Source organism: Streptosporangium roseum DSM 43021 (assembly GCF_000024865.1).
In the GTDB taxonomy this organism is placed as follows: Bacteria; Actinomycetota; Actinomycetes; order Streptosporangiales; family Streptosporangiaceae; genus Streptosporangium; species Streptosporangium roseum.
The window spans coordinates 5,352,307-5,366,300 of record NC_013595.1 but is presented as its reverse complement, the minus strand read 5'-3'; the positions used below and the strand labels follow the sequence as shown (position 1 = coordinate 5,366,300).

Annotated in this window: 11 protein-coding genes; 6 read left to right on the top strand and 5 right to left on the bottom strand. The window is 69.1% G+C overall.

Going from position 1 to position 13,994, the window contains the following annotated elements; genetic code table 11:
• Positions 1 to 116 precede the first annotated feature (116 nt).
• Entirely contained in the window at positions 117 to 980 is an 864-nt protein-coding gene (locus SROS_RS23475; RefSeq protein ID WP_169369356.1) for a universal stress protein, read from the bottom strand.
• Positions 981 to 1,356: 376 nt separating this feature from the next.
• Between SROS_RS23475 and SROS_RS23470 the strand changes: the two genes are divergently transcribed.
• Both SROS_RS23470 and SROS_RS23465 read left to right on the top strand, forming a co-directional pair.
• Entirely contained in the window at positions 1,357 to 2,265 is a 909-nt protein-coding gene (locus tag SROS_RS23470) for a universal stress protein (RefSeq protein WP_012891398.1), read from the top strand.
• A gap of 39 nt (positions 2,266 to 2,304) precedes the next feature.
• On the top strand, positions 2,305 to 2,973 hold the full coding sequence (locus SROS_RS23465) for a CBS domain-containing protein (protein WP_012891397.1): 669 nt from the start codon (positions 2,305 to 2,307) through the stop codon (positions 2,971 to 2,973).
• 83 nt (positions 2,974 to 3,056) lie between these two features.
• On the opposite strand, the gene SROS_RS23460 is transcribed toward SROS_RS23465, so the two are convergent.
• Positions 3,057 to 3,755, bottom strand: a complete 699-nt coding sequence (locus SROS_RS23460; protein WP_012891396.1) for a CBS domain-containing protein — start codon at positions 3,753 to 3,755, stop codon at positions 3,057 to 3,059.
• A 441-nt stretch (positions 3,756 to 4,196) separates the two neighbouring features.
• On the opposite strand from SROS_RS23460, the gene SROS_RS23455 reads away from it, so the two are divergent.
• Positions 4,197 to 5,897, top strand: a complete 1,701-nt coding sequence (locus SROS_RS23455) for a sensor histidine kinase (protein WP_012891395.1) — start codon at positions 4,197 to 4,199, stop codon at positions 5,895 to 5,897.
• A 152-nt stretch (positions 5,898 to 6,049) separates the two neighbouring features.
• On the opposite strand, the gene SROS_RS23450 is transcribed toward SROS_RS23455, so the two are convergent.
• Complete coding sequence (locus tag SROS_RS23450) at positions 6,050 to 7,573, bottom strand: bifunctional aminoglycoside phosphotransferase/ATP-binding protein (protein WP_043656489.1); 1,524 nt, start codon at positions 7,571 to 7,573, stop codon at positions 6,050 to 6,052.
• A gap of 268 nt (positions 7,574 to 7,841) precedes the next feature.
• Between SROS_RS23450 and ftsH the strand changes: the two genes are divergently transcribed.
• Positions 7,842 to 9,767 (top strand): ATP-dependent zinc metalloprotease FtsH, encoded by a 1,926-nt coding sequence (gene ftsH, locus SROS_RS23445; RefSeq protein WP_012891393.1) that lies wholly within the window; start codon positions 7,842 to 7,844, stop codon positions 9,765 to 9,767.
• Positions 9,768 to 10,013: 246 nt separating this feature from the next.
• On the top strand, positions 10,014 to 10,481 hold the full coding sequence (locus SROS_RS23440; RefSeq protein WP_012891392.1) for a pyridoxamine 5'-phosphate oxidase family protein: 468 nt from the start codon (positions 10,014 to 10,016) through the stop codon (positions 10,479 to 10,481).
• Between the two features lie 97 nt (positions 10,482 to 10,578).
• Here SROS_RS23440 and SROS_RS23435 read toward each other — a convergent pair whose 3' ends face one another.
• Together SROS_RS23435 and SROS_RS23430 are read right to left on the bottom strand one after the other, a co-directional pair.
• A complete protein-coding gene (locus tag SROS_RS23435) occupies positions 10,579 to 10,785 on the bottom strand; it encodes a DUF1918 domain-containing protein (protein ID WP_012891391.1) in 207 nt (68 codons plus the stop codon).
• A gap of 88 nt (positions 10,786 to 10,873) precedes the next feature.
• Positions 10,874 to 11,131: a DUF1876 domain-containing protein gene (locus SROS_RS23430; RefSeq protein WP_012891390.1), complete on the bottom strand. Its 258-nt coding sequence runs from the start codon at positions 11,129 to 11,131 to the stop codon at positions 10,874 to 10,876.
• Between the two features lie 215 nt (positions 11,132 to 11,346).
• Here SROS_RS23430 and SROS_RS23425 point away from each other — a divergent pair, with 215 nt between their 5' ends.
• On the top strand, positions 11,347 to 13,851 hold the full coding sequence (locus tag SROS_RS23425) for a cation-translocating P-type ATPase (protein ID WP_043656486.1): 2,505 nt from the start codon (positions 11,347 to 11,349) through the stop codon (positions 13,849 to 13,851).
• The last annotated feature ends 143 nt before the right edge of the window (positions 13,852 to 13,994 follow it).

The following is a 13,994-nucleotide window of genomic DNA, read 5'->3' as shown; positions in this document are numbered from 1 at the left end:
TGCTGACCGGTGACGGGCACGAGAACAAGACCTATGAGCTGGGCGGCGACCACGCCTGGAGACGCGCAGCGGCCTGCCGGTGTTCCCCGACAAGGACTGACCCGCATCCCCGCAGGTCAGATCTGCCCCCTGTAAGGGATGACGGCAACAGGAGCCTGGGCGTGGTGGAGCAGGGCGTGGGCGGTCGACCCGAAGAGCGAGGTTCGACCGGGAGCGCCCACGACGACCAGCGCGGCAGACGGTGAGGCGTCGCTGAGCGCCTTGGCCGGATGCTCGTGCACCACGTGCTCCACGAAGGTCACGTCGGGAAACTTCTCTCGCCAGCCGGCGAGTGACTCGGCCAGCAGGCGTGCCTCCTCCTGACCGACGCTTTCGACGTCGTAGACCAGTGGCTGCATGTCGCCGGGGCCTCTGACAGCCGGATGGGTCCACGCGTGCACGGCCCGAAGCGGAAGCCGGCGCAGGACCGCCTCCTCGAAGGCGAACCGCACAACGGGATCCTGGCCAGGACGTCCGGCGACACCGACGACGATCTCAGTGCCGTGGCCGGCCTGCGGCCGGCCTGCGATCACGACAGGGCAGGGGGACCGGACGGCGAGGTCACCGCTGACCGAGCCCAGCAGCAGCCCGGCGAATCCACCGCGGCCCCGGCTGCCGACCACGATCAGCTGCGCGGACTCGGCTGCGGCGGCGATCGCCTCAGCGGCGGCGCCGTCGAGGATTTCGGTGGTGACCGTCACCGCAGGAGCATCGGCGCGGGCCCGCTCGGCGGCTTGGCGCAGCAGTTGTCGGGAGGCGGCTTCCATGTCCGGGCCCCAGTGCGCAGGCTGCGGGACAAGAGGCACGTCATAAGCCCAGCGAAGAGCGACATGCACGATACGGAGCGGTGCACTCCTCAGCGCGGCTTCTCGCGCCGCCCAGGCCACGGCCTGCAGCGAGGACGCCGACCCGTCGACACCGACGACGATGGGATCTGCCACGGTCACCACCTCAGGTTCGCCCGCACCGGGTCGACGCCCTGGTCGCGGCAGCCGGACCCGGGGCCGTATGGAACCCTGTGACCGCCTCATGCGGCCGCGGTTCCTGCCCTCCATACTTGCCGGGCCGTTCCCTGCCAGGTAGGGGCGAAGGTCCCACACCTCTCACCGCGGCCGCCCCGGCGGTCATGGCCGTCGTGCCTCGGCACACGGAGCCGGCGGCCTTCGCCGTCCCATCCGCCCGGCCAGGCATGGCGGCCCCACACCCTCCGACCAGGGCCATAGCGGGAATCAGGGCGGAAGGTCCCACGCCGGTGGGACCTTCCGCCCTGCCACGCTGAGGCCTCTGCCGCCGATCCTGAGAAGGGAGGTGGAAGCGATGACTGATTCCCACGGCATCGTCGTCGGCTATGACGGCTCCGACTTCTCCATGCAGGCCCTGGAGTGGGCGATGGACGAGGCCGAGCTGAGGAAGCTGCCGCTGACGGTGACCCACGCGTGGCGGTGGCCGTACGGCGAGGCCGACGAGGAGGCCAGAGGCCACCTGCGCAAAGCCGCCGAGCACGTGCTGTACCACGGGGGTGACTGCGCCCGCTCGTGCAGCACGATCACCGACGTCGCCGTCGATCTGTACGAGGGGGCCGCCGCCGAGCGGCTGGTGGAGCTGTCGGCCCGCGCGGAGCTGGTCGTGGTGGGCTCGCGCGGCATGGGCGCCCTGGCCAGGACCGTTGTGGGGTCGGTGGCCGGCTACGTGGCGGCGCACGCGCGCTGCCCGGTGATCGTCGTGCGCGGGCCCGGCCCGATCCCCGTCCCGCGCCACCGCGGGGCCGTGGTGGTGGGCATGACCGGGCACACGCCCGACGCGGCGATCGAGTTCGCCTTCGCCGAGGCCGACATCCGGAGGCTGCCCCTGGTCGCGGTGCACGCCGGACACCTGCAGCCGATGGCGTGGAGCGCGCCGATGCCGCTGGTGCCCGACACGCGGGCCGTCACGGAGGCGGCCGAGGACGACATGCTGGAGCGGTTGCAGCCCTGGCAGGCCGACCATCCCACGGTGTCGGTGCGCACCTACTTTGTCGCCGCATCACCCAAAGACGCCCTGTCAGATCTGTCGAAGGAGGCCGCTTTGATGGTGGTCGGCGGCGCACGCGGGCACGGCAGGCTCGGCTCGGTGACCGCCTCGATCCTTCAGCATGCGTTCTGTGCCGTCGCGGTCGTCCCTGTCCTGAAGGAAAACCCACCGCAGGCCAAGGCCCCACTTTCCGCCTCCCATGCTTCCGAAGGCTGATCAGAGCATCGTCACCGATACGAAGACAAGGAACAGATCATGGTGACGCAGGTGAAAGACGTCATGGGTGTGGTAGCCATCGCGGTTCACCGGCAAGCGACGTGCACCGAGCTGATGGCGACCATGCGCCGCTTCAAGGTGAACGCCGTCGCCGTGATCGACACCGACGGACGCCCGGTCGGGATGGTGTCGGAAGACGACCTGCTGTCGAAGGAGACGGGTACCTCTTACGGCGAGCCTCTTTTCGAGGGCCGCCGGCGGCGCCAGGAGCCCGAGGCAACCGCCGGGCTGACCGCCCAGGAGATCATGACCAGTCCGGCATTGACGGTCAGCGCGGAAACCCCGATCCGGGAGGCGGCCCGGCTGATGCGCGATCATCGGATCAAGCAGTTACCGGTGATCGACCCCACCAGCGGGAAGATCACCGGCACTGTGCACCAGGTCGACCTGCTGAAGGTCTTCAGTCGGTGGGCGCCCGACATCCTGGCGGACGTGGCCGCGGCCATCGCACGCCTGCACCTGGACACGCGGACGCTGGCGATCACGGTGGACGACGGCGTGGTACGCGTCGGGGGCAGACTGGCCCGGCGCTCGCAGATCGCCCAGCTCACCGAAGCCGGCCGCCGGATCAAAGGCGTGGTGGATCTACAGGTCGACGCCACCTACGGTCACGACGATCAGACGGAGACCCCGTCCCTTCGTGTCTGAGAGGACCCGGCCACGGTGGTCGATGTCCGATGCGGGCACGGCGTGCTCGCGTAGCTCCGCCACACCGTGGCGGGCCGGTATCTTTACCGCCCTGTCCAGACCGGGGTGTCGTCTTGATCCCATTGCAGGTTGTCTATCACGTCGACGACCCCGTTCACCCGGCCGGCCATCCGCGCTGCGAACTGGGCGTCACTGCGCCGGTGCATGCGCCCGGTCAGCGTGACGATCCCCTGGGCGACGGTGGCGGTGGCGTCGTTGGGCTGCGGCCACAGGGTGCGCCGGAGGATCTCCTCGCGCACCTCATCGGCGATGTCTGCGTCCCGGCGGACGAAGACCTTCAGCAGGTCACGGCGGCTGACGATGCCTTCGAGAAGGCCGGCGTCGTCTACCACGGGCAGTCTTTTGACGCCGTGCTCCTCCATGAGCCGTACCGCCGTCACGATCGAGGCGCGTGGCCCGATCGTGACCGCAGGGGCGGTCATGAGCTGCGCGGCGGTGTCTCCATGGGCTTTGCCGCCGTCGGTGCCCTCCTGGCTCAGCCGGTGGCGCAGCCGGGCGCGTAGCGGCGGCCGGTACCCCTCGCGGTAGTACCGCTCCCGGAACTCCTCCTTACGGAGGAGATCCGCTTCGGAGACGACTCCGATGACGTGTCCTTCGCCGTCGACGACAGGCAGTGCGCTGACGCCGTGAGCGATGAGCACTTCTGCGACGTCCTTGAACGGAGTGCTGCCGTTGACCGAGGACACCTGCGTGGTCATGACATCCTTGACCTCAACGCGCATCGCTGAACCTCCTTCACTCGCACGTGGGCCCGGCCGAGAGCCTGTATGGCTTCGTGGCTGTCCGGATTGCGGGCGATGGGGAAGCCCCGCCCGCTCAGTTGTCGCCGGGCTCCTCACCCCTTCATCTCACCGCCATCGGGATCGGCGGGGCAGAGGCCGGAGGTCCTCGATTACCGGGTCTTTCGACCACCGCATAAAACCTGTTCAGCGCTTTCGCTCGGCAACGCCGGGGGCGCCCGGCTGTCACGGACCGGCTCCTTGAACAAGATCGGTGCCGCTGTCCATCAAGGTGAAGGAAGGGGACCACGCCCCCTTCAGGGGCGCGGTGGCCGACGGGGCGCACCCGGCCGGTACGGCGATCCGATCCTGCAAACAGCCGGTTCAACGCCCGACCTGGTGTCGGGCCGGGCGTTCAACTGTTCGGATGCGAAACTCATAGGTATGGCACAGGTCGAGCCCGGCGCATTGCTGCCGAGCATGCGGCTGGATGAGCTCCTGTCGGAGCTGCAGATGCGGCTGGAGGCGGTGCTGGCCACCCGGGACCGGGTGCACGCACTGTTGAACGCGGTCGTGGTGGTGGGCAGCGATCTGAATCTGGAGACGGTGCTGCGCCGGATCGTGGAGACCGCCACCATGTTGGTCGATGCCACCTACGGGGCGCTGGGAGCGGTGGGGGAGCACAACACGCTGGTGCAGTTCATCCCGGTGGGGCTGAGCGAGCAGGAGATCGCCCGGATCGAGCACTGGCCGCACGGCCTGGGCCTGCTGGGTTTGCTGATCAAGGAGCCGCGGCCGCTGCGGCTGGCCCACATCAGCGATCACCCTGCGTCATACGGGTTCCCGCCGGGGCATCCGCCGATGGGGGCATTTCTGGGGGTGCCGATCCGGGTGCGGGAGGAGGCCTTCGGCAACCTCTACCTGACCGAGAAGCGCGGCGGAGGGGAGTTCGACGCCGAGGATGAGGCGATCGTCACCGCGCTGGCCGCGGCGGCGGGCGTGGCCATCGAAAACGCCCGATTGTATGCCGACAGCCGCCGCCGGGAGCGCTGGCTGCAGGCCTCAGCGGAGGTCACCACCAGCTTGCTGTCGGGGGCCGAGCCGGGACAGGTGCTCACGTTGATCGCCCGGCGTGCGCGGGAGATGGCCGGCGCCGACGTGGTGGCGGTGCTGTTGCCCGATGACAGCGGGCGCATCCTGCAGGCGGTGATCGCCGATGGGCTGGCCTGTGAGGAGGTGGCCTGTGCGCAGGCGCCGGTCGCCGACTCTTTGGCGGGCCGAGCGTTCACCAGCGGTGAGCCGTTGATGGTGGCTGATCCGGCCGAGGCCGAGGTGCCGATCGCGATCGCCGACTACGTCTCGCTGGGACCGGTGGCCGTGGTGCCGATCGGCGCGCCGGGCAGCGTGCGCGGCGTGCTGTCGCTGGGCAAGCGCTCGGGCCGGCTGCCGTTCAGCCAGGCGGAGTTGCATACCCTGCACGCCTTCGCCGGGCAGGCCGCGATCGCGTTGGAGCTGGCCGAGAGCCGGATGGACGCCGAGCGGCTGGGGCTGCTGGAAGATCGCGACCGGATCGCCAAGGATCTGCATGACGTGGTGATCCAAAGATTGTTCGCCGTGGCGATGACGCTGATGAGCACGGTGCGGCTGGTCGACAGACCGGAGGCCTCGGCTCGGCTGCAAACCTCGATCGATGAGCTGGATGCGACCATCCGGCAGATCCGCTCGACCATTTTCGCCCTGCAGATCTCTTCGGAAGACGGTGCGGAGGGGCTGCGCGCGCAGATCACAGGACTGGTAGAGGGCGCCCGAGGCCACCTGGGCTTCATGCCGGCTCTGACCATGGAAGGCCGCCTCGACGCCATGGTGCCGGACCAGGTCGCCGAGCAGTTGCTGGCCGTGCTGAGGGAGGCGCTGTCCAACGTCGTGCGTCACGCCCGGGCCTCCAAGGTCGAGGTGGCGGTCGAGGCGGGTGAGGACCGGCTCGTCCTCACCGTCATCGACGACGGGCTGGGGGTGCCGGAGGGCGGCCGGCGCAGCGGGCTGCGCAATCTCCAGGACCGGGCCGAACGCCTCGACGGCTCTTTCACGGTCGAATCTCGCCCAGGGGGCGGCACCTGCCTGATGTGGAGTGTGCCGCTGACCTAACTGCGCTGCCCGGCTGCAGGGGATGGGAAGATCCACGTGGCGATTCCCGGGTCCTTCCGGTGGCATGCGTAACTTCTGTGCCCAGCAGCTCGGTGAGCCAAGGCAGTCATACGTTTCCGTCAGGCCCGTTTTTACCCGAACGATGCGAATGATCAGTCGGGTTCCATCTGAGGGCGCCGGAACCGCCAGGAAACAGGGGCCGGAGAAGCGTTGATCACCGCCAACGCCCGCTCCAGCGCCTGTTCCGGAGATGCGCTGGTGTCGATCTCGACCGCGTCGGGCCAAGGGGCCATCCTCGCCGCCACGGCCGCGCCGATCGCCTGATCGGCGTCTGAGACGGCACCGGTACGGCGGGCGAGGCGCTCGGCGGCGACCTGCGGCAGAGCGGTGCAACGCAAGGCCACCAGGTCGCTGGAGGTGCGCTGGGCGACGCGATCGGCCGCTGCCCGGTGCCCGGCGCCGCCCCATGAGGCGTCGAGGATGACCGGCTCTCCGCGCTCAAGCAGCTTCCCGGCTCGCGACAGCAACTCGTCGTAGGTGCGTTCGGTGTGTTCAGGGTCGTAGATGCCTTCGCCGAAGGGAGCGGAGGCGGACTGGTCAGGCGAGATGCCGGCCATTTCCTTGCGGACGCGGTCGCTGTTCAGCACCGTGTAACCGAGACGGTCGGCGAGGGCAGCGGCCAGGGTCGATTTGCCGGCTCCCGGGGCACCGCCGACGAGAATCAGAGGTACCGTGCCTGCCTGCAGGTGGCGCAGTGTGAGATCGGCGAACCGGCGAGCCTCCCAGGCGGCACCGGAGTCTCCCTGCCCGCGCCGCAAGCAGGCGACCTTGGCGCGGACGAAAGCCCGGTAGGCGACATAGTGATGCCACAGCGAGGGCGGCGCGGGGTCGCCGGTGAACTCGGTGTACTGGTGCAAGAACACCTCCGCCAGCCGCGGCGCCCCCAGCCGTTCCAAGTCCATGGCCAGGAAAGCCACGTCGTCAAGGCCGTCGACAAAGCGCAGCCGTTCGTCGAACTCCAGGCAGTCCAAAATCCGTGGCCCGTCGTCCAGGCAGAAGATGTCCTCTGCGAGCAGGTCACCATGGCCGTCCACGATGCGGCCCTCATCGATACGTGCGGTGAACAGGGGACCGCGACCGTCGAGGAAGCGCAGCGTGAGCCGTTCGATCTCCCCGACGACCTCGGGGCCGAGGACCGGCTCGGGAAGTGCTCGGACCTGATCGAAGCTCGCGCTCCACCGTGAACGTAGCGCCTGCCCGCTTCCCTGCTGGTCGATCTGGGGGCTGTGGCGGGAGCGCCCGTGCATGCTCGCGACCATCCGGGCGATCTGCCGCAGGTGTTCCTCGACCGGTTTCCCTGAATCGATCATGGCGGCGAGGCGGCGTTCTTCGGGCATACGCCGCATCACAACGAGATGCTCACAGACCTGCCCATCCGTGCCGAGCACGTCGGCGACTCCCTCGTAGACATCCGGGGCCAGCCGCCGGTTCAGCTCCACCTCCTCATGGCAGATCCTCTCCCGCGCCTGCCGGGTGGTGAAGTCCACGAAGCCGAAATTCACCGGTTTCTTCAGTTTGAAAGCGTGATCTCCGAGGAGAACCACGACGCCGATATGCGTCTCCTTGATCTGCGCCCATGCTCTCATCGATGATGCCTCCACGTCCGGGTCTGCCATCCAGGCGATCCAGGCCGGGATGAGCGGGTGGCGCCCGTTTCGGATGCCGGCTCGGATGAGTGGGACAGACTCCCCCATGCCTGATTCCTCCCCCGGCCATGGCCTATGAATCGGGCGGTCGGTGACAGACCGTATCGATGACCGGGTGAGGGCGTCGGCCTGCGGAGGGGCCTTCCGTCCTGGTCTTCGGGCCTTTCGGCCCTGCTGCACCTCTGTCGTGTGGTTGAAAACTGGCGGTGAGCAGGGAAACCGATGGGGAGACCGGCTGATGATCACGCGAGTTCGGCTGTGCGGCCGGCACATGACGGGTAAAGCGAAGCCAGGGCCGCCGAACGAGCCCCCACCTCCGCCGACGAATCCGCCGCCGTCCGGCTGGCGGAGCTGGCTGCTGCCCGCGGCGACGCTGATCTTCCTGTCGTGGCTGCTGATACCCATCATGTTCACCGGGTCGGCGGCCACGCCGTACTCCTACAGCGACTTCGTGGCCAAGGTGAATGCCGGGCAGGTCAAGGCGGTGACGATCGACGATCATGGGGCGGTGTCCGGCGACCTGAAGAACGGTGCGAGGTTCACCACCCAGATTCCCACAGCCCTCAACGTCGGCCGGCTGGACGCCCAGCTTCAGTCCAACCATGTTCAGATCACCGCGACCCGCTCCGAAGGCTCCCTGGGGTCGATCCTCATCAGCTTCCTGCCGTTGGCGCTGCTCATCGGCCTGTTCATGTGGAGCGGACGGAAGGCTCAGCAATCCCTCGCCGGCGGTATCGGAGGGTTCGGCCGATCACGAGCGAAAATCATCGAGGCGGAGCGGCCGACGACCCGGTTCGGCGACGTCGCCGGTTATGACGGCGTCAAGCAGGAGATCAGCGAGGTCGTGGACTTCCTGCGCGCCCCCGAGCGGTACGCGGCGGCGGGCGCGAAGCCACCCCGAGGCGTGATCATGGTGGGCCCTCCCGGGACGGGAAAGACGCTCATCGCGCGCGCCGTGGCCGGGGAAGCAGCCGTACCGTTCCTGTCGGTCACCGGTTCGGCGTTCGTGGAGATGTTCGTCGGCGTGGGCGCCTCGCGGGTCCGCGACCTCTTCGACGAAGCGCGCAGACGCGCGCCCTCCATCGTCTTCATCGACGAGATCGACGCCATCGGCGGACGCCGAGGCGGGGCGGTCACCGGCGGCAACGACGAACGCGAGCAGACGCTCAACCAGCTGCTGGCCGAGATGGACGGCTTCGATCAGAGCAGCGGAATCGTCGTCCTGGCCGCGACGAACCGGCCGGAGACCCTTGATCCGGCCCTGCTGCGTCCCGGCCGCTTCGACCGGCAGGTGACCGTGCCGCTGCCCAACCAGGTCGAGCGGGCGGCGATCCTGGCCGTTCACGCGGCCGGAAAGCATCTTGCCCCGGACGTCGATCTCGGTGTGATCGCTCGTGGCACACCGGGGTTCTCCGGCGCCGACCTGGCCAACCTCGTCAACGAGGCCGCCATCAACGCCGTCAGGGCGGACCGCACGACCATCGACGCCCATGACCTCGACGCGGCACGCGACCGGGTGCTGCTCGGCCGCCGGGAGACCTCCAACGCCCTGCTTCCGCAAGAGCGCCACGCGGTGGCCGTGCACGAGTCCGGGCATGCTCTGCTCGCCACGTTGTGTGAGCACGCCGACCCGGTCGCGAAGGTGACCATCCTTCCCGCCGGTCTGACGCTCGGCGTCACCGAGCAGCTGCCCGAAGCCGAGCGGCACCTCTACAGCGAGAGTTACCTGGCCGACCTGCTCGCCGTACGGCTCGGCGGACGGGCCGCGGAACTGGTCGTCCTCGGCGAAGGCTCCACCGGCGCCGCCAACGACCTGGCGGCCGCCACGCAGATCGCCACTCGCATGGTGCGCGACTTCGGCCTGTCGCCTGCACTCGGCCCGGTCGGCTACTCCTCGGCCAGCCCTCAGTACCTCGGCGAGGACATGGAGGACTTCCGGCGCAAGCCGTACTCCGAGCGGACCCAGAAGATCATCGACGAAGAAGTGGCCCGGCTTCTCGGCGAGGCCGAGAAGCGCGCGATCGACCTGCTGCGTGCTCACCGCGGCGCTCTCCACCGGCTCGCGGCGATCCTGGTGGAACACGAGACCGTCGACGGTGACGTCGTCGGCAGTGTGCTGCGGGCCGAGCGGCCTGCGGCTACCGGTCTGGACGTCATCGCATGACGGGTGAGCTTCTCGACGGCACCTGGGCGACCGATCCGGTCCGGTCGGCCCGTCCCGGGAAAGGCCAGGTCATGAGGGACGGTGGCGGACGGCGGATCCGAGATCGCATGTTCGGATCGGGCGTGCGTAGCGGCCACGATCTCCACCGGCTCCACCGGCCGTTACGGTGGAGGTGAAGAGAAACGGTCACGAGTCGTTCTTTGGGGCGGCCCTTCGAGGAGGAGCCGCCAGGGGGAGGACGCGACGATGCACGCGAAGGACACGACGTCGTTCACAGGTGGCGGTCAGACCGAGGTTCTGGACCGCGACACCTGCATGGCGTTGCTGCGGACCGTCAAAGTCGGCCGGGTCGCATGGTCGGCCCCGAGCGGTGAAGTGGTGGTGCTGCCGGTCAACTTCGTGGTGGACCACGACGGTGTCGTGTTCACGTCCTCACGAGGAGGCAAACTTGACGCTGTGCACCGAGGCGGTCCCTTGTCGTTCGAGGCCGACGACATAGAACCTGCGCTACGCGTGGGCTGGAGCGTGCTGCTGGTCGGCGTCGGTGAAATCATCACCGACCCCGACCAGGTGCGACGCCTGGAGGAACTACCCGCCACCTGGGTAGCCGTGGCCGAGCCGGTGTTCGTCCGCCTGACGGCTCGGCAGGTGACCGGTCGGCGTCTGCCGCTGCAGCCGGGTGGAATCGCCGTCGAACGGGTCGGCGGCGCCTGAGCGCGTTCCCGAACCCGTCCGGGCGGCGAGCGGGCCCCAAGACGGTCGACCCGCGCGCCACCGCCACGGGAACGATGTGACCGTTCCGGTGCCCCGATCAGGATGTCCCGGGTTCCGTGTGCCGGCGCTCGATGCGGGCGTCCGGCCCTGGAAAGATCATGACATCGTGTTCCTGGTCAAGCCAGTGCACGTCATAGGGCGGCGAACCGTCGGCGTGGTGCAACGCGGTGATGATGCCGATCCGGCGCGGCTCACCCAGGTGGGTGCTTTCGACGATCAACCGGTCCCCGACCTCTGCTTTCATGGCTCTTCCCTTTCCTCTCCCTTTCCCGTTCCGCCCGGGCGCGGATGCCCCGGTCGTGCTGATCCGGCCTGCACGACGTGAGAGGCGTTCACCACGAGGTGGGGCCGGTGAACTGGGCGATGTCCTCCGAGGTGACGGTGAGCAGCCTGTTGCCCAGGTCGCTCAGCGCGCGGGCGACCGCGAGCTCGTCGCCGATCTCGGGTGCCGGCTGATCGGCCGGGTTGCGACGCGCGTGTCCCACCCCGGTTATGCGAGTCTTGTCCCTGGTGGACAGGACTGCCCGGGCGGAGGTGTCATCGCCCTCTTCGGTGATGTAAACCTGCACGGTCCACTGTTTGGCTTCCATGGGAAGAACCTCCGATCGAACGACTGTTCGTATCGCTGTGCCGTGTTCGCGGCGCTCACTAGCCTGCGCTGCACCGCCGAGGGCCGTCCTCACGTGCGCATGCCCTTCCCCTTCACTGTCGATGCTCTGTGACGACGCTGACAGAGCCGAAGGTCCCACCCCTGTGGGACGGTCTCCTCTATGTCGGCGACACCTCCGCTCGGCAGCGTGAAGGCATGTTGGCTATGTCCCCGGCACGGTCGGGACTGACCTCCGCGGAGGCGGCGCGACGCCTCGCCGAAGGGGGAGCGAACATGCTGCCGGCCGGTCGGCGGGCGCCGGCGGCCGTGCTGCTGCTCCGGGAGATGGTCCACTTCTTCGCGCTGATGCTGTGGATGGCGGCGGGATTGGCGCTTCTGGCGGGTATGCCTCAGCTGGCGCTGGCCATCGTCGTGGTGGTGGTGCTGAACGGCGCGTTCGCCTTCGTCCAGGAGTATCGCGCGGACAAGGCCGGGCAGCGCCTGCGGGAACTGATCCCCGCCGACGTCAGGGTCGTCCGGGACGGACACCGCATGATGGTGAACGCCGCGGATCTGGTCGTGGGCGACGTTGTGCTGCTGGAGGCAGGCGACCGGATCTCGGCCGACCTGGCTCTGGTCGAGGTGCACGCGCTGGCGGTCAACGAGTCGATGCTGACGGGAGAGAGCGTCCCGCTCCGGCCTTGTGAAGGGGCCACGGTCTTCGCTGGGACCTTCGTGGTCGAAGGGGAGGCGGTCGGCGTCGTGACAGCAACGGGCACGCGCACCCGGCTGGCCGGCGTGGCCGCGCTCACCCATGGCACGACCCGGCCGCCGAGCCCGCTCGCCCGCCAGCTCGGGCGGGTCGTCCAGATGGTCGCCGCGATCGCGCTCGGCGTCGGCGTGGTGTTCTTCGCCCTGTCCCTGCTGCTCGGCATGGCCCCTTCGACAGGCTTCCTGTTCGCTCTCGGAGTCACGGTGGCACTGGTCCCCGAAGGGCTGCTGCCCACGGTCACGTTGTCGCTGGCGCGGTCGGCGCAGCGGATGGCCGCCCAGAAGGCACTGGTCCGCCACCTGGAAGCTGTGGAGACACTGGGCTCGACCACGTTCATCTGCACGGACAAGACCGGAACCCTTACCCGCAACGAGATGGCCGTCGTACAGGTGTGGGCTCCGGGCGGTGTCCTCGACCTTGCCGAACCGGCGTCGGCCGCGGAGATCATGCGCTCCGCCATGCTCAGCTCGACCGGACGGCTGGTCCGCATGAATGGCCATCGGAAACCGGTCGGTGACCCCATGGAGGTGGCTCTGCACGCGCTGGCACTGCGCGCTGGATCGGGGGAGGATGTGGCGGTCACCAGACGCTTCCCATTCGATCCCGTCCGCCGCCGCTCCTCGGTAGTCGCCGACGGCGTGCTCCATGTCAAGGGCGCCCCAGACTCGGTTCTGCCGCTGTGCGCAGCCGTGGCGGGAGCGGAACAGGCGCTGGAGGACATGAGCCGGCACGGGCTTCGCGTCCTGGCTGTCGCCCGCCGGACCGCTCCGGCGGTTTCCACCGCCGCGGAGGCGGAGCGGGATCTGACACTGCTCGGCCTCGTAGGCCTGGAGGATCCGCCGCGCGAGGATGTGGCCGAGGCGATCGAAAAGTGCCGCCTGGCGGGGATCAATTTGGCCATGATCACCGGAGACCATCCCGGTACGGCCCGCGCGATCGCGGAAAAGGTCGGCCTGCTCGGGCCGGAGGGGCTCGTGGTCACCGGCGCCGAGCTGCCCGGGACCGACGACGCCCTCGGCGCGTTGCTCGACCGCGACGGGGCCGTGGTCGCCAGGGCGACGCCGGAGGACAAGCTGCGCATCGCCCGCGCGTTACGCGGACGCGGGCACGTGGTGGCGATGACCGGGGACGGAGTCAACGACGGACCCGCGCTGCGCGAAGCCGACATCGGGGTGGCCATGGGCGCCTCGGGCACCGATGTCGCCCGCGAGGCGGCGGACCTGATCCTGCTGGATGACCATTTCGCAACCATTGTCACGGCGGTGGAGCTCGGACGGGCCACCTACGCCAATATCCGCAGGTTTCTCACCTACCACCTGACCGACAATGTGGCCGAGCTCACCCCGTTCGTCGTCTGGGCGCTCAGCGGCGGCACGATTCCGCTCGCGCTCACCGTGCTGCAGGTGCTGGCCCTCGACATCGGCACCGATCTGCTGCCCGCCCTCGCTCTCGGCGCAGAACCGCCCAACCCGCAGACCATGCACGGTCCCGCGCGGGCGGGTTCGCTGGTGGACCGCCGCCTGCTCCGCCGGGTGTTCGGGGTCCTCGGGCCTGCGGAGGCCGTCGTAGAGATGGCCGGTTTTGTCACGGTGCTGATGCTGGGCGGGTGGGTGTTCGGCGCCGAGCCGTCCCCGGAACTGCTCGCCGCGGCCTCGGGTACGGCTTTCGCCGCCGTGGTCCTGGGCCAGCTCGCCAACGCCTTCGCCTGCCGCAGCGAGACCCGCTGGGCCGGGCACCTGCGGTGGACGGGTAATCCCCTCCTGCTGTGGGCGGTCGCGATCGAAGTCGTGTTACTGCTGATCTTCCTCGGTCTCCCGCCGCTGACCAGCCTGCTCGGCGGTTCGTTCCCTTCACCCGCAGGCTGGGCGCTGGCGGCGCTGGCCGTGCCCGCGGTCGTGGCGGCCGATACGCTGCACAAGGCGATTCAGACCCGGAGCGGCCCACGATGAACGGCTTCTTCCTGCTTTCCGACGGCAGGCGCCGGGAGCTGGTGCGGACAGGCTGGACGTCCCCGCCGAGCAGCCCCGTCAGAGCTGAGGCCGCCAGTGGCGGCGATCACGGTGGACGTGGTTTCGGTCCGGCCGATGATCAT